The organism is Bradyrhizobium sp. USDA 4449, assembly GCF_054056275.1.
The window spans coordinates 3,496,448-3,520,446 of the sequence record NZ_JBSRYD010000001.1 but is presented as its reverse complement, the minus strand read 5'-3'; the positions used below and the strand labels follow the sequence as shown (position 1 = coordinate 3,520,446).

The 23,999-nt window shown below is 56.9% G+C and carries 14 protein-coding genes and 3 pseudogenes; 10 read left to right on the top strand and 7 right to left on the bottom strand.

The window, feature by feature from the left end; all coding sequences use genetic code 11:
• Positions 1 to 422: 422 nt before the first annotated feature.
• A complete protein-coding gene (locus ACVIIW_RS16490; RefSeq protein ID WP_456705174.1) occupies positions 423 to 1,889 on the bottom strand; it encodes an alkaline phosphatase family protein in 1,467 nt (488 codons plus the stop codon).
• Between the two features lie 341 nt (positions 1,890 to 2,230).
• Positions 2,231 to 4,615, bottom strand: a complete 2,385-nt coding sequence (locus ACVIIW_RS16485; protein ID WP_456701682.1) for a CoA transferase — start codon at positions 4,613 to 4,615, stop codon at positions 2,231 to 2,233.
• Between the two features lie 1,374 nt (positions 4,616 to 5,989).
• Here ACVIIW_RS16485 and ACVIIW_RS16480 point away from each other — a divergent pair.
• From ACVIIW_RS16480 to rpoN, 7 genes and pseudogenes are all read left to right on the top strand, one after another.
• Positions 5,990 to 6,358, top strand: a complete 369-nt coding sequence (locus ACVIIW_RS16480) for a methyltransferase (RefSeq protein WP_456701681.1) — start codon at positions 5,990 to 5,992, stop codon at positions 6,356 to 6,358.
• Positions 6,359 to 6,393: 35 nt separating this feature from the next.
• Entirely contained in the window at positions 6,394 to 6,609 is a 216-nt protein-coding gene (locus ACVIIW_RS16475) for a hypothetical protein (RefSeq protein WP_456701680.1), read from the top strand.
• Positions 6,610 to 6,674: 65 nt separating this feature from the next.
• Complete coding sequence (aepY, locus tag ACVIIW_RS16470; RefSeq protein WP_456701679.1) at positions 6,675 to 7,817, top strand: phosphonopyruvate decarboxylase; 1,143 nt, start codon at positions 6,675 to 6,677, stop codon at positions 7,815 to 7,817.
• A 331-nt stretch (positions 7,818 to 8,148) separates the two neighbouring features.
• Positions 8,149 to 8,697: an aldehyde dehydrogenase family protein gene (locus tag ACVIIW_RS16465; protein ID WP_456701678.1), complete on the top strand. Its 549-nt coding sequence runs from the start codon at positions 8,149 to 8,151 to the stop codon at positions 8,695 to 8,697.
• Positions 8,585 to 9,280: pseudogene (locus tag ACVIIW_RS16460) on the top strand (aldehyde dehydrogenase family protein). Before ACVIIW_RS16465 ends, ACVIIW_RS16460 begins: the two are co-directional and overlap by 113 nt.
• A gap of 23 nt (positions 9,281 to 9,303) precedes the next feature.
• The gene (locus ACVIIW_RS16455; RefSeq protein WP_456705173.1) at positions 9,304 to 9,486 is read left to right on the top strand and encodes an aldehyde dehydrogenase family protein; all 183 of its coding nucleotides are present in this window, start codon (positions 9,304 to 9,306) and stop codon (positions 9,484 to 9,486) included.
• 397 nt (positions 9,487 to 9,883) lie between these two features.
• Entirely contained in the window at positions 9,884 to 11,335 is a 1,452-nt protein-coding gene (gene rpoN / locus ACVIIW_RS16450) for an RNA polymerase factor sigma-54 (RefSeq protein WP_456701677.1), read from the top strand.
• A 1,142-nt stretch (positions 11,336 to 12,477) separates the two neighbouring features.
• On the opposite strand, the gene ACVIIW_RS16445 is transcribed toward rpoN, so the two are convergent.
• A complete protein-coding gene (locus ACVIIW_RS16445; protein WP_456701676.1) occupies positions 12,478 to 12,684 on the bottom strand; it encodes a cold-shock protein in 207 nt (68 codons plus the stop codon).
• A 723-nt stretch (positions 12,685 to 13,407) separates the two neighbouring features.
• Positions 13,408 to 13,656, bottom strand: coding sequence for a helix-turn-helix domain-containing protein (locus tag ACVIIW_RS16440; RefSeq protein WP_456701675.1), 249 nt, complete (start codon positions 13,654 to 13,656; stop codon positions 13,408 to 13,410).
• 555 nt (positions 13,657 to 14,211) lie between these two features.
• Between ACVIIW_RS16440 and ACVIIW_RS16435 the strand changes: the two are divergent.
• Positions 14,212 to 15,011 (top strand): annotated as a pseudogene (locus ACVIIW_RS16435) (isocitrate lyase/phosphoenolpyruvate mutase family protein); the annotation flags it as partial.
• 785 nt (positions 15,012 to 15,796) lie between these two features.
• Positions 15,797 to 17,310 (top strand): annotated as a pseudogene (locus ACVIIW_RS16430) (ISNCY family transposase).
• Between the two features lie 490 nt (positions 17,311 to 17,800).
• Here ACVIIW_RS16430 and ACVIIW_RS16425 read toward each other — a convergent pair.
• The 3 genes from ACVIIW_RS16425 to ACVIIW_RS16415 all read right to left on the bottom strand — a co-directional run bounded on the left by ACVIIW_RS16425 (position 17,801) and on the right by ACVIIW_RS16415 (position 21,922).
• Positions 17,801 to 18,556: a hypothetical protein gene (locus ACVIIW_RS16425; RefSeq protein WP_456701674.1), complete on the bottom strand. Its 756-nt coding sequence runs from the start codon at positions 18,554 to 18,556 to the stop codon at positions 17,801 to 17,803.
• Between the two features lie 605 nt (positions 18,557 to 19,161).
• Positions 19,162 to 20,442: an aminotransferase class III-fold pyridoxal phosphate-dependent enzyme gene (locus ACVIIW_RS16420; RefSeq protein WP_456701673.1), complete on the bottom strand. Its 1,281-nt coding sequence runs from the start codon at positions 20,440 to 20,442 to the stop codon at positions 19,162 to 19,164.
• 283 nt (positions 20,443 to 20,725) lie between these two features.
• Positions 20,726 to 21,922, bottom strand: a complete 1,197-nt coding sequence (locus ACVIIW_RS16415) for a KamA family radical SAM protein (protein ID WP_456701672.1) — start codon at positions 21,920 to 21,922, stop codon at positions 20,726 to 20,728.
• A gap of 1,037 nt (positions 21,923 to 22,959) precedes the next feature.
• On the opposite strand from ACVIIW_RS16415, the gene ACVIIW_RS16410 reads away from it, so the two are divergent.
• Entirely contained in the window at positions 22,960 to 23,991 is a 1,032-nt protein-coding gene (locus ACVIIW_RS16410) for a GHMP family kinase ATP-binding protein (protein ID WP_456701671.1), read from the top strand.
• The last annotated feature ends 8 nt before the right edge of the window (positions 23,992 to 23,999 follow it).

The following is a 23,999-nucleotide window of genomic DNA, read 5'->3' as shown; positions in this document are numbered from 1 at the left end:
CATCGTTATGTTGCTGCGTCTGACCGACGCTGATGCGATGGGCGCTAGCGCAGTTGGCGTGCTTCTGTCCGCACTGGAAAAGAGCTTACCACAATAGGCCCCGAAAGTCCCGTTGAAGAACAGGTCGCAGTGGGGGCGCTAGTCGCGAGCCGGCCCGGGTGGTCCGCAGCAACGAGCCGCTCGAAAGAAATCTCACCTTTGATTTTAGTCCGGCTGTTACGGATTTGGTCTATGAGGGATGGCGGGCTCGCGCCATAAATCGGTTCACCGGCTCAACGAGTATCTGAACTTCGAGGCCCCCTATTGATCGCTTCGATGATAGCCTTGGTGAACAGGTTGTCGCGAGCACGGTCGTGACAAAAAGGCGACCGAGTGTCTCATCCTTCATCGAAAAGGCGGACGGCGCCGCCCTGACGAGCGCCTTACCAAACACCGGGCGAAGCTAAAGCATCCGCCGAATCGACGTAGATTGTCGAGCCGACCTGCACGCGACGCAGCTCCTGCCGGTATCCACCGGCTCCCGCTTTATGAAGCGTCTCGATGGCTGGAGGATCGTATGCACCGAAAATAAGGGCCTCCGCGAGCACGCGACCTGTCATCATGGACGGCCGCGAAATGCCAAGCAGGCTGAGCACGGTCGGCGCATAGTCGCAGATACCGGAAGGCACGTGCGATTCCACGCCGCTTCTGATCAATGGGCCCGCTAGGATGCCGAGCGACGACATTTCCCTGGCGTGCAGCCCGCCGTGCACACCGAGCCCAACCGGCGAATCCGGGCCCCAGCAGCGGCCGGGAAGGCCAAAGGAATCGAGAGCATCATCCCCCCGAAAACAAAACGAAATGTCAGCCGACCGGGGATGATCGGCGAAGACCAGATGACGGGCGAGGCTACCTGGGGCGATCCCATCGTCCCCGCTCTTAGCGGCCGTAAAAACCGGACCGCACCAAGGCCGTTCCATCACTGCCGCAACCGCGCGGCGGATGGCTCGGTCGGATGGCTCCGACAGGTATATGGCGCCAACCTGACCTGACATGACGACCGCCTCGATCCCCGGTCCTGGTACTTGGGCACAACGCATCCCAGTCGCGTTCAACGTCTCCAAGAGATCAGCCTGCGCGTGCACTGTTACATGGCCATGATCGGATGCTACGATAAGATGCACGCCTTTCGGCGCCCCTTCAGATTCCCACCATTCAAGCACGCGGCCAAACTGGCGGTCGAGAAAGCCGATCACCTCCAGAGTCCGCGTCGCGCCGATTCCACAATAATGCGACGAGGTGTGAGGCTCGCCGAAGGAGAGAATTGTGACATCGGGCTGAATTTGGGGCCAGACCTCATCAAGCAATGCCGACGTTAGAAAGGCTTGAGCGGCAAGATCCGGGGTACCGTGAGGCGTCGGCGCCGGTGTCGGCCCAAGCCGCGCCTCCACCCTTTCGAGCATTGCCGCTGGCGTGGCGTGGCGAGCGAAATGACCCGAGAGCGTTACTTGGCTCAGCGGTCGCGCCTTGTGGTTTAGGATGCGAGTTGCTCCAGCTGGATTCGAGGCGAGAACCGCAAACGTCTTGCCGTTCGCCGCGAGAATTTCGCCTAGCGACGGCGCGCCGACCAAATGCCCGCCGCTCGAGGCATCGAGGTCCTCAATCAGGCGGTCGTCGCCCGTATCGATCAAGCGCGGCGCTGCTGCCACGCGATCAAGAAACCTGTTACCGATAATGCCATGACGATCCGGGGTCGCGCCTGTGATCAGGCTCGTCAGTGAAACCCGGGTCTCGCTGGGATAGACGGTGCGCTGCCGCGCTAGCATGGTACCGCGGAGCCTTAGTCTATCCAAGTTCGGCGTCCGCGATGGACTAATAAGATCGGGTCGGAGCCCGCCAAACAGCACCATGACCACGCGGTTTGGACCTGATCGATCTAACATAATGGCACGCTCACTCAGTTATGTGTTTCTAGGATCCCCTACGGCTGCTCTCTTGAAGCGCCGCGACGGAGGTCGATGAGAGATCGGCATGGGCTGGGTTAGAACATGCCATCGATACTCTTTGCGCTGTCCATGTGAACCCTCTCGTGATCCCGTCACGCCTTTCGCTTAGGGCGCGAGATTGCGGCGGGATCATCACATACAACAGCCGCATTCCGACCCAGTACCTGGCCGGTAATCCTGAAGACCGATCCTTTGCCTTTAACGCCCCTTGCAGAGTATTTCCGTCTCGATGACGCCTTCTCTCGCTAACTCAGCAACATCGCTATCGGAGAGCTTAGAGAAGCTCGCTCACGATCTCGTTGTTGTGTCGCCCCAACGTAGGCGCCGCCGCACGAATCGTAGGGTTTGTCCCCTTCGCAAATCGGCATTGATGGCTGTAGATGCGCGCCTATGAAGGGGCGCTCGACTTTTTGCAGAAATCCACGCGACGTTAGGCGGGGATCCTGGAGCAGATCGATTGGATGCCGAGTTACGCCGGACGCAACCCTTACCGTCTGCAATTCGAACATCGTCTGATCTGCGTCACGGGTACGCGTCCAGGCCTCGATAGCGTTCTCGATGTCGTCCTCAATGCTACGGCGTGCTTCCGCAGAATTAAGCGATGCGTCCATCGCCCAGTCCAGTCGACCAATAAGAATTGCAAGTCTCTGCCACATGTCGTTGTCGGTGGCGGCTACTATGAGCCAGTTATCCTCGCCCGCGGACCGAAAGCAGCCATGAGGCACGAACTGCGGATGTCGGTTGCGGTACCTTTTCGGCGGCTTACGGTCGATCGAGTGGATAGTGAGCCATGGCGCAGCAAATGACCGCATGCATTCGGTCTGCGAAAGGTCAATATGCTGGCCTTGTCCGGAATCACGAGCATAAATCAACGCAATCAGAACCGCGGCGTAGCCGTTCAAGCCCCGGATAGCATCTCCCAAAGCAACATGGCGCATCACGGGCGGCATATCGCACTCTCCGACGAGACCCGGCAGGCCTGACCCTTGTTCGAGAGTCGAGCCGTAAGCCCGACAATCGCGTTGATTGCTATTCACGCCAAAAGCGGACATCGACAGCTTAACCAGTCGAGCGTTGAGCGCTAGCAGCACATCCAGGCCTAGTCCGAGCTTCGGCAGGACATCCACTGAATAATTATCGACGACAATATCCGTTTCCGCCAAAAGCCGCTTAACAAGAGCAAGACCTCGTGGCCGCGTGAGGTCGAGTGTCATGCAGCGCTTGTTCCGGTTCACGATGCAGAAGCATGGCGCCCGCTCGTACATTTTGTCTTCGATGAAAGCTGGGCGTCTGTCTACGCCACGCCACCAATCCCGATATTGGATCGCCTCGATTTTGATGACGTCCGCACCAAGATCCGCCAGGATGCGCGTGCACAAGGGTCCTGACCAGCCCATCGATAAGTCAATCACGCGGACCCCATCCAACGGCGGCCGTCCGGCATCAGCGCAGGCCCCTGAAGGTAGAGGCAGATGCCTTTGGACGTTGGCAGTAGGTTGCTGCTCGCCGGGAAGCGGAACCCTGCCACCTCGCCGTGGCGGAGTTTGCGTGAAGCGTTGCATCGAGCCGGCGGTTAGTCCTTCCTCGTTGCCAAGGAGAACAGGCAAGATCGCGCCGCGCTCTTTCCTCTCAGTGTCTTGGATAAGATCAGACATTTCGGGGACTGGCACGACAGGACTCTTACGTTTACGCCCCTCGGAGAACCACTGCTCCGCTGTACGCGCGTTCAATCTCGGTACAAACTCTTGTTCAACCTGTTCGACGTTCTGCAGACGATCGCTGCCGAGGAGGCGATCCGGATTATCTCCAAGTTCGGAAAGGTCGAGCATATCGCAAAACGCTGTCCACTGAGCGGGTGTGAAGGTCGTAACGCCTAGCCATCCTTCTTTTGTTTCGTAGATACCCGCTGGAAAGATCGGCCAGAATCGATTGATGCCAATACGGCGTACGACTTCGCCGCGCGCCGATGCCTCAAAGATGTGGCTTTCGCTGACAGCGAGGCTCGATTCGAAGATACTGAGTGACCACCTGCGGCCCTGCTCGTCCCGCATTCGAGCAATCACCGAAGAAGCTGCCGCAATAAATCCCCAAGGGCCGGCAAGAATACCGGTCTGGCAATCGGGAGCGTGCGAAGGCGGTCCCTCTACCGGCCCAACCAGCTTGATGAGGCCAGCAAGCGCACGGACAGTCGAATCCGTCGCCGCGAAGTCTGCACAGGGCCCTTCACGCCCGAACCAGCTCGCCTCAATGTGCATCAGGACGCAGTGGCGGTCACGGACCGCAGCGACATCAATGGGCGGGCAATTCGCGGAATCAACATCCCGACCATCGATCAAGACATCGCCATCCTCGATGAGTGCAGTTAGTCGGGCAATCGCACCAGCCCCGGCAGGATCGATAACAGTGCTTGATTTGTTGAAATTGAGAAATGCGAACCACGCCCTGTGGCCCTTGGGAGCGGGTGGTGCAGTACAGCGCATTCGATCTCCCCCCGGCGGCTCAATTTTCTGAACGTCTGCACCGAAGCCTGCGAACAATCGAGCGCAATAGCTGCTGGCGTCCGAGCTGCCGATGTCGACGACCCTCAGATGTGATAATACCCTCCGGGATTGTTTCCTTTTGCTATCCATATCGGTGCGCCAAATATCACGTGCCGAATTCGCATCTCGACGAGCGAGCGAGCCGCTGCCTAGCAGGCCGTGGGTACTCCATCGGCCACGGTATAGCGATCAAGGGTCCGTTCTGTAGCCGGTACTCGGAATCGAGCCTGAGCAAGGCGGAAATCCCGTGGACCTGAGCGACAATGACTAGGACACGCAACATCTGGCTCGAAGAGGCAAAATGCCATTAAGTGGCCGGCGCTTGCCTGTCCACGGCGGGGTGAACTGGCGATTTTGAGCACGATGTAGGAACAGCTAGATGAAGACAAGGTCGTATGCGCTCTTTCGCTCTCGTAGAGGAACTGAGCTCAGCGCAGCAACAATCGTACCAATCGCGTCCGGCGAGAAATTCATAACGCGAGACAAGGACCAGATAGACTTTGCGTCTCGTTCGACGCATTAAGCGCATTGAAGCACCGACCAGAAAATGTGCGGAATGAGACAAAGCGTCCGCTTGCCCGCTCGGCTACCTGCCGAACAAGATTCAACTAGGCGAATGCGGCTAGACTCTGCGATGGAGGCAACGCGTCGCTCTGTTCTGCCTAGTCAACTACCAACGCTCGCAATTGATCCAGTGGAAAGACGTGTGTTACTGCAGATCGCGGCGAGCGCTTGCGTGCCGTCAGCTGTCGGATGCAACAGGAGCTCTCTACCTCATGGAAGCGTATAATGACTAGGACGCGCATTCGCCCAGCACGCCGCCTCAGACGTGACTGAAGATATCTCCGGGACTCGGGCTGCCGATCGGCCCGCTCCACCTCCCCGCCTCTTCAGCCTCTTTCAGTGCTGCCCCACTTCCTCAAGGCGTGAGGTTTGCCGGCCTGACGCGCGACATCGTCTGCCCTGAATGCAATTTATTCTGAGAGGGACATTCGACCATGCAACCTCCTGTACTATCATCTAGCGCCCTGTCATCTTTTCGAGGCCGGCCCGATGGCCCTGTTTTCGCCCCCGACATTGCGCAGATAATCAAGTGGCGCGACAGCTCCTACGCGGCGAATCTCTATATTGCGGCTGTGTCGTGGCTTTATCTTTTCACTTATCTCGATGGTCACGCGGTGAGAGGATGAGCTTCGGGTCCATTTCTCCCTTCGGGAGCGTCCGACGCGGACCATGCTTCGCCTCTTTCAATCATGGGGTCTCATCACAAGCGAAGCCGGCCGGGTACACGCAACCCCGGCGTCCGTTCGCTATCTAAGCGACAAATCCCCGGATAGCGTCGCATCGTATATTGCAACGATGAAGTACAAGCCTTCTGTTCGGGAGCTTTACGAAATGTTGCGAGATGGAGGCGCCGACACCTGGCACGTTGAGCGCGGGGTGACAAAGAGCTGAGACGCCCTGATGCAGACCGACGATTTCGCCAATCTGAATACACGCGGGATGGAGGAGCGAGGGCGGATTTTTGCTCCACACCTCGCAACTCTTCTTGATTGCACGGATGACACTTCCGTCCTCGATGTGGGCGGCGGATCGGGCGTGTATTCTTCTTATTTGCTGATGCGCTGTCCCCCACTCACAGCAACGGCTTTGGGACGGCCGCCCGTTGATCAGCTTGGGCGGACATGTTTCACGGATCGGACTCTTTACCCAGATCGCGCTCAAGTCAAAGCTCGAGATATGTTCGTTTACCCGCTGCCAAGGGACGCGCCCCTTCATCTTTATTCGCACGTTCTTCACAATTGGGATCAGACAAGGTCCGCCTTCTCTTGAACAAGTCTCACGAGGCTCCTCGTGCCAGCAGGCGCGTGGCGATTTTCAGCTGCCACCCCGACGACCGTGGAGGCTATCCGTCTCCGGCTGCTGAAGCAGAATATTCGGTGCTGCTCAGGACAGGATATGAGGGCTGCTGTTACAGCTTCGAAGACATGCGCACGATGCTTGAGGACACGGGCTTCCAGCATTTTGAGTACCACAAATCCATCTGCAACCGCAGCTTGGTTGTCGCCCGAAAGGCCGCCTGAGATTCAAGTGGGCTTTAAAGCGGCATTGATCCTGCCGCTGCTCTTCCTTAATTGCTGAGTGCGATATGCCGATTGAGACGACCGTTCTATTATCCAAGCTCCGGACGGCTGGGTACAGTCTCTTCTCCGGCGTCCCCTGCTCAAACTTTGCGGACCTGTTTGAGGAAGCGGCTCGTGAGCCTGGACTCTTGGCAATTCCTGCAGCCAATGAAGGCAGTGCGATTGCCTTGGCGGCCGGCGCGGTGCTGACAGGTCGACGAGCAGTCGTGGCGCTTCAGAACTCCGGTTTCGGAAATATCATTAATCCGCTGACGTCATTATTGATGGTCAGCGAAATACCGGTCCTGCTCCTATTATCCGTCCGCGGTCACCCCGATGAGCCCGTGGATGAGCCACAACACACGATTATGGGGGCCAAAACAACAGCCCTCCTAGACTTGCTCTCTATCGAGTGGTGCGACTTCGATGGGACTGATGTAGGCGTGGATCGCGCCCTCGCGCGTAGCGGCGCATTATTTCGCAAAGGCGCGCCGTTTGCGCTGCTATTTCGAAGTGGCCAGCTATCCAGCTGCAGCACAGCAAAACGTTCGCCTGACACGATCGACTGTAGCCTCAGTGTCGGGCAAGTCGTCGAGTCGATTTGCAAGCAGATCGACTCAGATACCCTCATTGTTTCTACGTCCGGATTTATCTCTCGTGAGCTGTTCCGGGTCCGGGATCGTGCGCTGAATTTATATGTCCAGGGCTCGATGGGACATTGTGGCGCGATAGCGGCAGGACTCGCGCTTACTTCGCCTGCCAGAACGGTCCTGGCACTGGATGGAGATGGCAGCGTACTGATGCACATGGGGGCTCTGTCCACCATTGGCTATGCAAGCCCACACAATCTGATCCACGTGGTGCTGGACAACGAAGGCTATGTTTCAACTGGCGGCCAGCTCTCGACTTCACGAACATCTTCACTCGAGGCCGTCGCCTCCGCTTGCGGGTATCGCACCTCCACCCTTTGTAAGGGATCAGATAATCTCATAGGTGTCACGCAGCAATGCCTAAGGACGACCGGCCCTCACTTCATAGTTTGTAAGGTCAATCGGCAGCATCCGTCGCGGCTCCCGCGCGTTACCTCCCGATATTCGCCTCTTCAGAACAAAACCACATTCCAGCGAGCGCTTCACAACCGGGGCAGCGAGCCAGCACCAGCATGGTAAAAGAAAGTGTTGATGCACCGGAAGCCTCCATGTTCGAATCTGGCCATCCCGCGCCTGGCTTACACGGCAACCCCTTCAAAAGCGACCTGCCCTCAAACAATCGCTCCGGCGACGCCGCTCGCCGCCAGGGCATTTATTCCCCACAAAGACGCGTCACATTCCGATAATCTCAGAGTCACATCCTGGTTAAGCTATCGCACGCCTGAATTCGATGAAGACTATCAGCCGATGATCATAGCAGGTTCGCCTTCCCATTCGGACCTGACGATCGAAGCCAGGAATCCTTTCACGGGAATGCTTGTAGGCAAAGTGCCACAGGCACGACCGGAACATGTACGGAAAGCGTTTCAGGTGGGCGGCGCGAACTCGTCCTAAGCTGACCCGACGCGAACGGACGGATATTCTCCTTGGAACCGAAAGCGCGGTCAGACGAGATCAGGATCAGTTTGCTCGGCTAATTACGTCGGAGACCGGTCTCTGCCTGAAAGACGACCTGCATGAGACCAAACGCGCCTGCGACGTCTGGTCATTTGCCGCCCATGCCATGATCCAGAGCGAACGCGAGATCTATCCATGTGACATCACAACTCCTCACGAACGACGCATCTTTGCCATGCGCCGCAGGCCTCTTGTCGGCGTGATCTCCGCAATCAACCCATTCAATCATCGTCTCAATCTTGTCAGCCATAAACTTGCTCCCGCCATAGCGACAAACAATCGCGTCGTCCTAAAGCCATCCGAGCGAGCTCCACTGACCGCCCTGGCACTTGGCAGGATACTGTTTGAGCAGGGACTGCCAGAGGAAATGCTTTCAATCCTCACGGGAACCCCAAGTCGTTGGAAGGTGCTATGTTCACCGACCCAGATGCGGAGCTGGTGACATTTACGGTCCGTTTGCGCGGAGCGATACATCGCCACGTCGCCGAGCGGGCCGGAAGCTCATACTTGAGCTCGGAGGGAACGACCCAATCATCGTTCTTGAGGATGCTGATCCCGAACGCGCAGCGTATTTAGCAGTCCAAGGTGCAATCAAGAATTAGGGTCAACGATGCACAGCCGTCAAGCGGGCGCTGGTGACCGGAACTATCGCTATGGATTTTGCAGATCGCGCGCTCCATTACATGCGGCAGCTTATGACCGGCGACCCCAGCGATCTATTTGTGGACGTCGGGACCGTGATCAGCCAAGAGGCCGCTCGACTTATCGCTCGACGTCTCGCCGGCGCGATTGATGATGGTGCGGTCCGGCTACTGGGCAGTCGGCCTCACGGCGCATTTCATCCACCTACGCTCCTGAATCATGTTCGGGAAACCTCCGAACTTGTTGTTGAAGAGACATTCGGGCCCGTGCTGCCAATCATCCGTTGCCCAAACGATATCGATCAAATTATATCAATTGCGAACGCGACCAAGTTTGGACTTTCCGCGGGTGTTTGCTCTAACCGGGGCATGTCACGAGATTGATCAATGGTCTCGACGTAGGAAGCGTGAACGTATGGGAAGTCTCCGGTTATCGGACGGAAATGACGCCCTTCGGCGGGATCAAGCAATCTGGGCTCGGCTATAAGGAGGGTGTTCCCGAGGCGATGCGCGGCTTCACGCAGCTGAAGACGTACTCGCTCCCTTGGCCGGTCTTGCCTTCCAATGGGCTAAGGCATTCTCAAATTTGATTCGTGGGAAAGGCAACACCCTGTTTGCCCATTGGCACTCGCGGGCGAGCTGAGGACCCTCACAGAGCGGTGACTTCTGGTTCCTCATAGCCATTTAGAGCACGATTAAGCGGAAGTCAGGCCAGGTAAAGCACCGGTGGACCCAGTGCTAAAAAGACATTCAGAATCAGACGCGCCGGCAGTGCTCGTAGAAGCGAAAATCGCGTTTTGCTGGAACGACGCAAGCATTCGCAGCGGCTTTCAATTACTCTAGAGTCCTACGGCATAGCTGCCGTCCTCCAACCCGCTTGCACAGAAGTCCAACCTCGCCTCTGCTTTTGCGCGACATCAAAGCGCGTCGATCAGCTCCTGACTAGATGAAGGAACCTCGGCTAAGTTCAGTATTGGTTCTTGCTCCATGGCGCTTGCGCAGAGAATAGAGTACCGGCATTCGCAATCATTGGTCATGTCGCCGCAGTTGATGCAGGCCATCAAACTGCTGCAATTGTCCAACCTCGATCTCACGGCCTTCGTGGAGGAGGAGCTCGAGCGCAACCCTCTGCTCGAGCGCACCAGTGGCGAGGGAGCTGGCGTCGAATCCCCAAGTGGGGTGGGTGAGGTCAGCGCCGAACAGACGGCCGAGGCGGGCCCACGCGACGCTCAGGATGCCGCGCCGACCACTTATACCGAATGGGGCGGCGGCTCCTACGGTGACGAAGACTACAATCTTGAAGCTTTTGTTGCTGCCGAGACAACATTGTTGGGCTCTCTCGCCGAGCAGCTCTCGGTCGCCCTCACTTCGCCCACGCAGCGGATGATTGGGCAGTATTTGATTGACCTCGTGGACGAGGCCGGCTACCTGCCGTCCGATCTCGGCCGGGCAGCCGAGCGGCTTGGCGCAACGCAAGAGGACGTCGAGGGCGTTCTTGCCGTGCTGCAGAAATTCGATCCGCCCGGCGTCTGTGCGCGGTCTCTCAGCGAGTGCCTGGCGATCCAGCTCCGCGAGCTCGACCGCTACGATCCCGCGATGCAGGCCCTCGTCGAGCATCTCGATCTCCTCGCCGAGCGCAACATGGAGAGCCTGCGCACACTTTGTGGCGTCGATGACGAAGACATTGCCGACATGATCGGCGAGATCAGGCGCCTCAATCCCAAGCCGGGTCTGAAGTTCGGCTCGGCGCGGCTTCAGACCATAATGCCTGATGTCTATGTCCGACCGGGACCTGATGACGGGTGGCATGTGGAGCTCAACAGCGACACTTTGCCCCGTGTCCTGGTGAACCAGACATATTATTCCGAGCTGTCGAAGAAAATCGGCAAGGAAGGCGACAAGTCGTATTTCACCGAGGCGCTGCAGAACGCCACCTGGCTGGTGCGCGCGCTCGACCAGCGCGCCCGCACCATCCTGAAAGTCGCGACCGAGATCGTGCGCCAGCAGGACGGCTTCTTCACCCATGGTGTGGCGCACTTAAGGCCGCTAAATCTGAAGGACATCGCGGAGGCCATCCAGATGCATGAATCCACGGTGTCGCGCGTCACCGCGAACAAATACATCGCGACAACTCGCGGCACATTCGCGTTAAAATATTTCTTCACGGCATCGATCGCCTCGGCCGACGGCGGCGAGGCGCATTCGGCCGAGGCCGTGCGTCACCACATCAAGCAGCTAATCGATTCGGAAGAACCGTCTGCGCCCCTGTCAGATGATACCATCATGGAACGCTTGCGCGCGTCTGGAATTGATATTGCCCGCCGCACGGTCGCGAAGTACCGGGAGGCCATGCGAATTCCCTCCTCAGTGCAACGCCGCCGCGAAAAGCAGTGGGTAACAATCAGTAACCGAGCATCGGACGGAGCTCGCAGTCCGTGAAGAACTCACAAGCCGTTATCCGGGAAGCCCGAAAGCGACGTTTTGTCGTAACTGGATCTAACGAAAAGAAGCCTTGGACTTCGTCGGGCGTTATTACTCACCTCGGACTGCTTGGCGAGGAGCGAGAAGCGACGACTGAGAACAACACGTTGCCGCTCGACTCGATCACATCACCGACTCAAGTCGTTGGTGGCGCAGGGCCGAGGGGTAGAGGATTCCCTGGAGTCGTGAATTAACAAGGGTTACATCATGATCTCGGCCGGCCGTCCTATCGACGCGCGGCTTCGGATTCGATCTGAGTGACGTTGCTCGAGGTAACACCGCCGATCGGGATCAGACACGGCTTCTTCGCCTCAGGAACTTTGCGCCGCAGCTCGATAACAAGCAAAGCAGAACGCATTGCTTTGTGCTCTTACGCGTCCCGCCCCCCCGCCAGAAGATTGGCAAAGCTGCCGGTGTAGGTCTGAACACCTCGTTAGTATGATCGTAGCCCGTGACGGAAAGGCCGAATGCAGCAACTGGAGCGCCGCTTTTTTGCGGCCAGCGGCGAAGCCCATCAGCTTCTCGCAAGTTTGCCATTGTAGCGATGCCGTCCTTGTTTACGGAGCATGGTGATGCGGAACAATCGTTCCTACTTAGCAAGGCGGCTTTGATGAATGTCCAGGCCCCCGTGAGATGATCGTGACTCGCTAGAAGTCTCAAGAGCCCCTTGATCAGCAATTCGCGAATGCTTGCGAAACTCACGCGACGTCTCGTCTCAGGTGGTGCTTACCAACACACAGACTGACGCAGACTCTTCAGCACGCAATTCAGCCCGAGAAAACGCGCCGGACCCACAGCCAGAGCACCGCGCGGAGCTATACTGACGCGTTCATCTTACTCAGATCTCGTGGTGAAAAGATCCCCGCACCGGCGCCAGGATGGCCTGCTGGGCGGCGGAGAGAGACCCTTTTTGTCGCACGACAAGCTGATGGCTCCTGGGTGACCAGCGCTTCACCTCCATCACAATTTCATGCTCCGCGGGTAAGCCGAATCTATCTTGCGTAAAAGGGGGCACGTCAGCGAGACATCCCCCCAGACAAATACCCTCATCAGCTCGAGACAAGCCGTACTCTCATTTTGGACGCATCGGCTGGGTCAATTCAGCCAACGCGGAGATCTTCGGCCGACATCTTGCCCGTACGCCCCGTCTTGAGCTCATAACTTACGCGGGCTCCCTCTTCGAGGGTGGTGAAACCAGCTTTTTCAACGGCACTGAGGTGCACGAACACATCGGGACTTCCATCCTCGGGTCTGATGAACCCATAACCCTTGCTCGGATTGAACCACTTCACAATACCCATTGCCACGGCGGCACCTCCTTACTGAACGCTGGTGATCTAGCGAAGAGTCTTCCGATCATCAAGAGTGATGACAACTAAGGCCGCGAGCTCGATGCGAAGGGCTTGCGCTTTTTTTGTCGAATTGCCTAGCTATGCTCAATACGCGAACGTTAGAAACGTATCTGGCGCGAATTCCAGGCCGCAGGATCCTGATGACGCTTTAGCCTCCGCTTCGGTTGCTTCGGCTAACGGTTCACAGGAGGATTGTGCGTGCAGCACACGCCGCTCTAATCACCCAAAAGACCAGCTGGTGATTGGTGCCCCGAAGATCGTTCACCAAACCGGCAAAGCTCCGTGAGCATCACCCGATTGGTGAGGCTTGTACACCCCTAGAGTTCGAGCAACGTCTACCAGAAGCACGTTTTGGAAATGCGTCTTCCGACTTCCACTGCCACCCCAAAGTCCCGCCGACGCCGTCCAAGCCGTCTGGCTAGCCACCGGACTTCAACCTGTGACAGGCATATGGCCAAGGGGCTCGCACAGGGAGATAGACGATTCGGGTCGGGCTCACCGTCTCGATCTTTCAAGAGCATGACGGGCCGGCGGCACTACGTCGGCTCGCTCGTCCGCGTTGCGCTTCACCATTAAAGGCTAGGACATGGAGGCACGCCATGTTTATGGTATCAGCGCCTCTTCGATCCCCAGTTTAGTTCGCGGGGCGCAATTTGCCTCGCTTTTCGCCCCATCAATCTACGGGCTCATTAGCCCCACCGCGAACCGTGGTCTACAAAGACCCAGACGCCGCGCTTTGACGACACACTGGGTCCGGGTGCTCGTCTCGAGCTTTCGCATCGCATTCTTGATATGAAAGTTAACGGTGTTATCGCTGACGTTCAGGATGACCCCGATCGCCCAGGATGACTTCCCTTTCTCGACCCACCGCAAACATTGTTTTTCGCGTTCCGATAGTACAACCAGTTTCTCTTGGACATCGGCCATGACTTTTTCCTGGGCTTAAGAGAACAGGAATGCATCAGCAAATGCCGTACCATTCATCCGCGCAGGCAAACTATCGCCGAATCAGAGCAAGTTCTTCGGAGATAGCGGCTCCGCTCTCGCGCGGCGGCGGTCTCAAGCCGGCCATATCGAGAAGCTCTCACCATATGTCATAAACGCTACAAACTGCATTGCGACAATCGCACCGATCGATATCAAACTCTGTGAACCGGATATCACCCGTCACTAAGGCGTTGCGCCAGAGAGCGGGATCAACGCCCATGAACTCATAACGACGACTTTACGTATCACGTCAATTCTTTGCATCATGAAAGCTCTTTACGTCAAAATAAACTACCAAAGCTAGTCATTGATCGCTGTCAATCCAAAAGGATATGATCAACGACTTTGCGCCGATCGAAGCTCGGCTTCCAGGATTTGTGCATGCAATGTCAACCACAAGCCATCCAGCCAACCGCAGATGATGAATACACGCGGCGACCGGCTGTCGAAGGGCGTCGGGCAGAGATCTGTTCCACTGGTAAGCTCTCGTTTCTGATGGAGGCGCATGATGGCCTTTCGGCTAAAATCGCCAAGCGCTTGGGCTTCAAGGGGCTCTGGGCGTCTGGTTTGTCGATCGCCAGCTCGTTGGGCTTTCGCGATGCCAACGAAGCTTCATGAAGCCAGCTCGTCGAGAGCGTCGAACGCATCGTGGATACGACCGAGATACCGGTGCTCGTGGACGGGGATGGAGCTTCGGCAATTTCAATAATGCGCGCCTTCTCGCACGCAAACTGCGTCAGGCTGGCGCGGCGGGGCTCTCGCTTGAGGACAGCTGCTTGCCGAAGCTCAACTCCCTCATTGGAGAGCGGCATCCACTCGCCGATGTCGATGAGTTCTCTGGTCGTCTGCGGGCTGTAAAGGATGCAGTCGGCGAAACTCTTATTCTCGTCGCCAGGATTGAAGCGCTGATCGCCGAGCACGGACTGAACGAAGCCATCGTACGTTCCCACGCTTATGCCGACGCGGGAGCGGATGCTATCCTGATTCACTCGCGAAAGAGTGTCGCGGACGAGGTGCTTTCGTTCGCCAACAAGTGGGAGAACCGGCTTCCTGTCGTGATCGTTCCGACGACATACTACCGAACGCCAGTCTCCGCCTATCGCGATGCGCGCATCTCCACGGTCGTTTAGGCCAATCACTCCATGCGGGCTGCGGCAGCTGCAATGCGACGCGTCTGCGATAGTATCGCAGCTGAGGAGAGCGTTGCCAGAATTGAACCTCACATTGCACCGCTCAGCGAGATTTTCGAACTCCTGAGGTATGACGAACTCGCAAAGGCCGAAAGGCGATATTTGCAGTCCGAAAAACCCACGAGGGCAGGTTGGCCATGGGTCTTCTTCCTCAAAATGTTCCCGTGCGCCCGGCCCCTGTTAAGACCGTACCAGGAGCGCCTATTCGCTCTGGTGGGCGCGTGACGCACTCCTTTCCGGAGACCTTCTTGAGGGCGGCGCCTTGTTAGAGGAGTCTCCGTGAAGCGCCCGATACGGCTGCTGTCGCTCCCCTTCCATGAGCTGACGCATGGATCAGCGGTCCTGCTGTCGGATCTTGTCTCCATTTTCACAATTTGGTTTGAACCAACCAGGGGAAATCTCATTGCTAATGGCCCTGCCGACGATGAACCTGTTACGGCTGTCCGCTTCTATTCGGCGAACGAAAGCCATTCCGGCGCTACGTGGTATGATCAGGGCCGGAGCTACCCAGGCCGGCACTGACATGCTTCTCTCCTAACTCGCGAAACACAGGGCCCACAGCTTGCTGCCGCAAGGTGCGGTAATCTCAGGCTGCACCAAAACTATCTGCGGAACATCTTCGTACCGCCGAGCGCATCTTCGCGAAAGCCCAGACACGTGATCCAACAGGCCGGGGCTGAGGTTCATGATGGTCACGGAAGTTTGCCGCACCACGTGTTTTATCACTTTCGCGGCTGCGTTTTTTATCGGCGCGTAAAAACGCTTAAGCCTCGCATATAGCGCGACCATCTGGATGGAAGAGCGCATTGCCTCGCCCTAATTGTTACCGGATGCTGAGCCGTTGCCTCACGTAAATTGCTCCCTTGGATCGGGAGCGAGCGGGGGCGAAGATGGGGTGGCTAAGCATGGCAACGCGGAAGGAACTGACGGCGGCAGCAGGCGCGCGCTATCGGCGTTCGGATCGCGCGAAGAAGACGCGGATATTGGACGAGTTCGTCGACATCACCGGATTCCATCGCAAGCATGCGATGCGACTACTTCGAGGTCAGGAAGACGCGCGCCCAAGCCGAAGGGCGCGACGTCGAATGTATAATGAGGTAGAACACAACGCGCTCGTGCTCCTTTGGGAGGCGTCAGACCGGATCTGCGGGAAGCGGCTGAAGGCGTTAATGCCTGCGTTGATTGAGGCGATGGAACGGCATGGCCACCTCGACCTTGCCCCCGAGATCCGCGACAAACTTTTGGCAATGAGCGCTGCGACGATCGACCGCGCATTGGTGCGGGTCCGAGAAGGATTAGGTCGCAAGCGTCGGCGGCACGCGACGCACTCGTTGCGTCGCAGTGTTCCAATAAGGACGTCGGCAGATTGGAATGATCCGGCGCCCGGATTCGTCGAGGCCGACCTTGTCGCGCATAGCGGTCCATCTGCGCGCGGCAGCTTCATCCAGGCCCTCGTGCTCACCGACATTGCTACCGGCTGGACGGAGTGCGCTCCTCTGATCGTGCGCGAACGGACGCTGTTGAGCACGGTGCTGACGGAATTGCGCAAACAATCGCCTTTTGCGCTGCTCGGCTTCGATACTGACAATGATACGGTGTTTATAAACGAGACGCTGAAAGCCTACTCGAGGCGGCCAACATCGTCTTCACGCGTTGCCGGCCCTACCGAAAAAATGACCAGGCGTTCGTCGAGCAGAAGAACGGCGCCGTCGTGCGCAGGATAGTCGGCTATCGTCGGTTCGAGGGCCTGGAAGCGGCCAAGCTGCTGGCTGAACTCTATCGATCGGCGCGGCTGTTCGTGAACTTCTTCCAACCCTCGTTCAAATTGATAGCCAAGCAGCGCGAAGGTGCCCGTGTACCGAAGACATACAGCGCGCCGGCTACACCACACCAGCGCCTGGCGGCGGACGCCCGCACGCCTGACGCTGTCCGCCATCACCTCCAAGAAATCTATGCCGCTCTCGATCCAGTCGCGTTGTTGCGCGACATCCGCGACGTGCAGGAGCGCCTCGCGGCCCTCGCTGATACCCAACCAATCGGCCATCCTGCTGTGGCATCGCAACCGATCGATCGCTTCCTGGCAAGCTTGCGCACGGCCTGGAAGGACGGAGCCATGCGACCGACGGATCGGCCACTCGTGAAGGCGAAAAGAGGCCGACGTCGTCCCGCCCCGCTCATCCGAGCAACGCCAGATTTGCGAAAATGGTTTGAAGCTGAGCCTTGGCGGACTGGTAGCGAACTGCTCTCGCGCTTGCAGATGGAATATCCTGGAGCCTATCCGAACAAGCTTCTTCGAACCCTTCAACGTCGGCTGCAATCCTGGCGCAGCGAGCAAGCGAATGCGCTGCTGTTCGCTCGTAGCGAGAAAATGCCGCCGGGGTACGAGGTCACAACACCCCAATGACGTGCGAGGTACCAGCGGAGGAGGCCGGGCGCTCCGAAACCCCGGCCATCTCCGCACCCGGCCTCCTCCTCAACTCAAGCCAGGAGCAAATTAAATGAGGCAACCGATCGCACCCGGAAGCATCAGTACATGAGGCAATACGACTTCCTACCCAGATTGCCGCGCCGCACTCGCAAGCTTGACGGGGCCGTAACCAACGCCGGTTGTTGTATCAGCGGAACGTGACCGGTTCGTCCCGGCACGGAGTGTGAAACACACATCTCAGGCCCAGTTTTTAGGCCGGCGGCTGCTTTGGCCACGGAATGCCGATATCTACACTTTGAAGGAGGTAGATGACTTCGATTTGCTCGCTTGCGCTCTTACGGTCGAGCTCTCCTGCAAGCGACTGCTCCGCTGAACAAAGGTCTCGCAGTCGACTCTGAACCTGATTGGTGCGCCACCTCGCCAAATTCACGATCGGCATCCAATTACGGTAGCGGACACCACGGAATCAACCGCCCGCTGTCTCGAACCACGAACCATTTGATGGCGCGGCAAAAAGATCCTTAGAGCACTGGTAAACTTCACTTTTTAGCTCGTCGCCTGTTACCCACACTAGCGAATTATCCTCAGCAATATCCTCTTCAGCAAGCCGCAAGATCGACCCGCCGGATTCATGATGAGGGTAGTGCGGAAGTCCTTTATCCACTCGCCAGCGAGCCACAAGCGCGCATAAGAAATCGGGGGCCCAAATAGCATACGATAACCGGTGTGTAACTCGGGCTATCATCCTCGCGACACCCTGCTCCCTGAAATCCCCGCGCACCCAAAGATCTCCATTATAGGCTATTCTTCCAGTCATTTCCTCTGCGGTAGGGGCCATGCAAGCACAATAGTCATTAATATGGGCCTGGACGATCGGGTCACTGTAAAATGCTTTCAGCGACCGAAGATGCTCCGCAAAGTTACTGTGAGAAAGGTCATACAGCCGTGTAGCATTTGTAAGTACGACCTCGCTGTTCTTGTCGAGGCCAACCACCCAATATCCCTCGCCGGGGCGAATAGTCGATCGATCAGGCCGAAAGTTTGGAAATGTTCGCCCTTTCGTCGGAATTGCTTGGGTAACTGAGACATATTCATGAAAATCGAACCCCATGAACAGGTTGATATCTTTCTGGGCGGCCATGGTGTCGTATATTGGAATGGACCGTGAGACATGCACCGGAATGCGTGCGCACACTGCTGCCGCAGGTTCGTCGACCGTCATGAGTTACCTCGCACGTTATAACAATCAAACAAGCTACGCTCTGGAAACTGAATGCCGTACTACCTTTTCCTGTGGGCGCTCTACAGGCTAAGTGGTGGGATGCCGCTCGTACGCATGTGCGCGCGAGATGAAACGAGACTGATGTCATTCACATTGACCTGATCGAAATCAAAACTCGCAACTCTTGTTTGGCAAACCACAAGCCGAACGCGAACTTATTTCACTTCAGCTTGCAGTTCTCGAGGAACGCAGGAGTCGTTCACCAAACGTTTCCCGAGCCGCCGCACGCAGCACAATTATTTTAATCGTCCTGCGCCTCTACAACGGCTCACGACGTTTCGATACTTTGACTTCCCATTGAGTTTGCCTCCAGTAGCGGCTGGGGTCTCATGTATTTTTCGGCCAAACTGCTCTTCACTCGAAAGAGTTCTGCCCTTATGCCACATGTGCGCAACCTTTCGCCTGCTTGCAGACCCCTTTTCAGCACCACCACTCTACTTCCGGTGGTGCCCATCTCACCGCAAAGGCATTGGCTTCGTGATCTGGTCGTCCATTGCTTACCCCTACTGGCCGGACAAAATGCCGACACGCAGTTTAGTGCCAGGTCAAGTCACATCATCTTTGTCTCTACCCCGCCGGGATTTACATCTCGAAGTCCCTCTTTGATCCAGGGCCTCTGCCAAGGCCTCTTCGAATATTTCAAGGCCGCTATTGAGAGTCTCGGTGTCAATCGTGAGTGCCGGCAAGAATTGTATGACCTGACCAGCCGAGGCGCATCGTTCAATAAATAGACCTCTCGCGAAGGCCTTGCGTCTGGTCGCTTCTGCAATTTCCGATGACTGGCAATCAAATCCCAACGCCAGCCCCCTCCCCCGAACAGAAAAGCTGGTCCCGTGGTGGCACGCAATGGCGTTGAGCCGGCTTCGCGCAAGCTCTCCCAAGCGCTGAACCTCCTCCGAGAGGAGGCAATCGCGCCAATAGATGTCGATGGCAGCGGCCGCAGCCGCAAACGCAATGTCAGTCTTTTCCGTACCGGCGTGCTGCACAGGCCAAGTATGGTCGACCTCATCTTTAATCAGCAGCATTGACAACGGCAAACCACAGCCGCTCAGAGACCTCGACATCACAATGATGTCCGGCGATAAGCCTGCGAACTCGAAACTAAAAAATTGGCCTGTCCGGCCACAGCCCATTTCCGTTTCGTCTAGTATCAAAACGGCGTCAGTCTCTTTCGCAATTGCCTGGACCGCCCTTAACCACTCTTTGCCAGCTACGTTCATGCCTATATTTCGCTGTACAGCTTCAACCAGAATGGCAGCTGGACTATTAATGCCGCTGTACTGGTCACGCAACAACGTTCGCAAATGGTCGGTTGTGCCAACGACGGGCCCTACATAGCCGTCGAACGGGACAAGACCTAGTCCGCGTGGAGATACGTCAAAGCCAGTACGTCGAAGCCCGCAACCGGGCAGAGCGATGGATCCAGGACTCACGCCGCTCTCTCCACTGGTGAACAAGACGATATTCTGACGTCCCGTGACTTGGCGCGCGAGCTCCAGAGCTGCGTCGATAGCGATGGCGTCACTTGGTCCAGTGAATTTGAAATGATATGGCAGCAAACGCCGTTCGCGAAGCACGGCAGATCCGAACGTATCTACAAACTTAAGTTCAGCAGAAGTCGCCATGTCAAACCCGCTGACCACCGCATCTGACGTTAGATACTCGAGAACGGCCTGCCTGATCTGATGATTGTTGTGGCCGTAGTTTAGCGACCCGGCTCCTGAGTAAAAGTCGATGATCCTCCGGCCATCCGCCGTCAAAGCAATGGAACCGCGTGCTCGACTTAAACTGACCGCAGATGTCTTCATATCAAGATGGCGGTTCAATTTAGCGCCCTCATGTGTGCGTTTTGTCAGGCTCCTACCCAGCCTTCGTGCACTGCGATCCTCCACACGATCAGCCCGGGAACCTGCTCGGCACGACAACATGTGTTCCCGAATTAGTACCGGAGCCCTCTTTATCGTAGCCCCGCTGCGACCGTTCTTGGACGACTGGGTACATTGTTGCCGCGGAGCAGATGAGGCCGCAGTCTAGGAGCCGCCGCCCTTGGCTTGGTCGTCTTCTGCACCTTTCCGCCCAAGGAAGTTCATCACGTCGCCCCGCGGCGGCCTAGTTCTTCAATCGATCATCCTCCGGCAAATCATCTAACCAGCAAGCGGACTCGACGTATTGCCTGGAAAAGATCCTTCCGATTTTTTCCGGAATCTTGTTTTGATGATATCGCATATAGATGCGTCCATCATCGCCCAGACCAAGAATCTCGATCTTCCCGGTGTAATGCGACATGATATATTTGAAGGTCTTTTCGATGCCCGCCAAACGTTGATTGACGCCGTTGGCAATCTCTATTCCGCGACGAAGCGGCACCTGAAAATGGGACGCACCCTTTACCGGCCTTGCTTGAAAGAGATAGTAAGGGCGGACGCCCATTTTGTGGAACTTAGAGAAAGTCGCTGCCAGAAGCTCCGAGTTGTCATTTACGTCTGCAAGCAATACAGATTGATTGAGGAACTGAACTCCTTGTGCACGCAAGGACCGGATATTTCGCTCAGCATCTACCGAGATCTCACCAATGTGATCGAAGTGCGTGACAAGCACTGCGGTCTTGCCCGCATCACGTATTCGTTGGAAGAGAGCAGGTAGAGCGGGATCCTCGAAGCGCTTTGGTTCAAAGGCGAACAGTTTGGTGCCGATTCGAATAGAAGCTAGATGCGGAATCGAGAGGAGATGAGCAAGAATCTCGTCGAGCTTCGCCGTACTAAGAACAAAGGGGTCGCCTCCCGACAGCAGCACGTTTGTCATCTCAGGATGGCAGCTAATGTACTGACCAACTTCCGCGACATCCGGGACGATCTCATCTGATTCTCGGCCGACTAGTCGCTTGCGGAAGCAAAAACGACAATATGAGGCACAACGGTTAGTCACCAGCAGCAAGCCGGTCTGTGCGTACTTGTGCTGAAGTCCACACACCACGGTATTGTCGTGCTCACCACTCGTGTCCAAAACGCCCGGACTGTCGAGCTCCTTAACCGAGGGCTCAACAATCCGTCTTAGCTGCTCGTAGTAACCGCTGTTCGCCATCTGCTCGCGGTAGAATTTGGTGACATGATGCTGACGCGTAATGCTACGCGCTTGCAGCTCTGTCTCCTCAATCTTGCGATCGCCTTCTATAAATCTCATGACCACGGTGCCGGGGGATTCTTCTGATTGGCCCGATGGCAACCGAGGTGAGAAAACTCCAGTGGCCGTCAATTCGACTGGCGCACTGCCCGCGTCAGCTATTTGAGTCAACGGAGATGGTTTCATCTTAACTCCTTCGGAACGGGGGCGATCGTTCCGCAGTGACGCGATTCGTCAACTTCCAGCAATCCGCGTGCCAACAAGATCTGGCGCTCCATCAGCGCAACACATCAGAGCCGAACCGATCTCCCGGCTGTCGAGTAAACAATGGTCGTCCCGTTTGTCGGGCTTCAAACAGGATGTCCTCGATTGGACAAAAGCTCCAATGCCAAGAAGGCTCATCTGCTTCAACCATTCGCCGCTTGACAAGTTTGGACGGTCCGACCGAACCAGACACAACCGCCGCAATGTTTCGGAGACCACAAGAATGAGGTCTTCCTGCTACGACGGACTCAGACTGTAGGTGTACTCGTCCCATGAGACCGGCGACCGAGAACGGATAGCTTGCTCCGATAGAACTAGACGCAGCTTAGACGTGCACTTCTCCGCGGCGACCAAGTCAGAAAAGTGATCTGAGATTCCTGAACTCAGGCCAAAGGAGGATTCGAAACGGGCATTCGGTCTACACGCATTGGAATGAGAGCACTACTTCCAACGCGTCTGAAGCAATATGAAAAGATCCGCGCTGGCTCACGAACTCCGCTCTTTGAAGATCTGCGTAGTTTAGCTTTCTCGCCACTACTGTATGGCTGCAGATACGAACATGTCCGGCCAACACTGGCGTCGCCTATCGAACGTCGAGCAGCTCCCATGGCCGCTGAACGCGATTTTGACGCGCGAACTCCCTCTCTTGGTAGGTGCGCGCATCTGTACGCCTCGCTAAATGTGCGGCTGCTAATCCAGTAACAGAGTCAGGCATGCGAAGACGCGACGCATGCCGTCATCAAATGGCCCGACGCTGTCACGACCACAAACTACGGAGCATGATGAATTGAGGTCTCTAGTAATGAGCCGGCAGTGATGCAGATGAAGCTCCAGGTTGGTTCCCATGACACTCTTCGTAAACAGCCATCCCGGGATGAACGCCGTTTTCATCGGGTTCTATGGCATCTTCAACGCAAGTCCCTTGCTCTTCAGCCGCGCGGCCGCGGTAGAGGAATGATATGATGGAGATGCTGACGAGAACTCCAGATGAGGGCAAGATTGCTAGCTCCCACTCACCCGCGAAGCTATGCGGGGTGGCCACCTGCCACCCTCACTTCGGCGAGCTGCTCCAGGGAGCTTTCGCTGTTGAGAAAGGGGCGGACCGCCGCACGGTGCGCGCGCTCGTTTCAGTTCACATGCCCCACGCCGATGGGTCGGAAGCCCGTGCGACGTTGGAGCCGAGCCGCATCGGAAAGTTTGTGCCGCATGCCGGCCGCACCGGCATCCAAGTCACACCAAGTCATTTCTACAAATGTGAGCTCGCCGCTCGACTTGCCCTCGATGCCTTTGGATTGAGGAATATGGCAGCCACTCTTGAAGTCAGGACTTTTGTTCCAGAAGGCGCCGGCATGGGCTCGTCGACGAGCGGTGTAGTGGCCTCCATCCGTGCGATCGCTAAGTGCGTCGCAGCCTATCGTGGATCACGCGTGCTTCTGGCGCCCCATCTTCAGGCGGAACTTGCGGTGGCGGCTGAGCATGCGTGCGATTCGCTGATGTTTGACTCCACAAGCAGCACCATTCTTTTCGCTCAACGAATGGGCAAAGGTGTCCAGCTATTCAATGGGCCTCTCCCACAAATGTACGTTTTGGGGTTCGACACCGGCGCGGCCAAGGGAGGCATTGGAACGGACTGCCTGCCGCGAGCGCGCTACTCACGTGATCAGATCGCCGCCTTCGGCTGCGCATTGGCCGTTCTGGAGCGTGCAATAGCTGAGCAGAGCGTCGCACTCGCCGGCCGGGTCGCGACTTTCTCCGCGATACAGAGCGAGACCGCCCTGCAGAACCCGCTCAAGAAGCCGAAGTTCGACGAACTCCTCCGCATCAAGGACGACACGGGATCGGCCGGTATTGTTGTTGCCCATAGCGGCACGGTCGCCGGCCTGATCTTCGACCCGCACTTAGCCGACCTTCGCAACCGACTGGATGAGGCTAAATCCGCGGTCAGTTGCCTTGGCTTCGATATCCTCCGCGGTTTCTCGACTCCTTATTGAGGATCGAC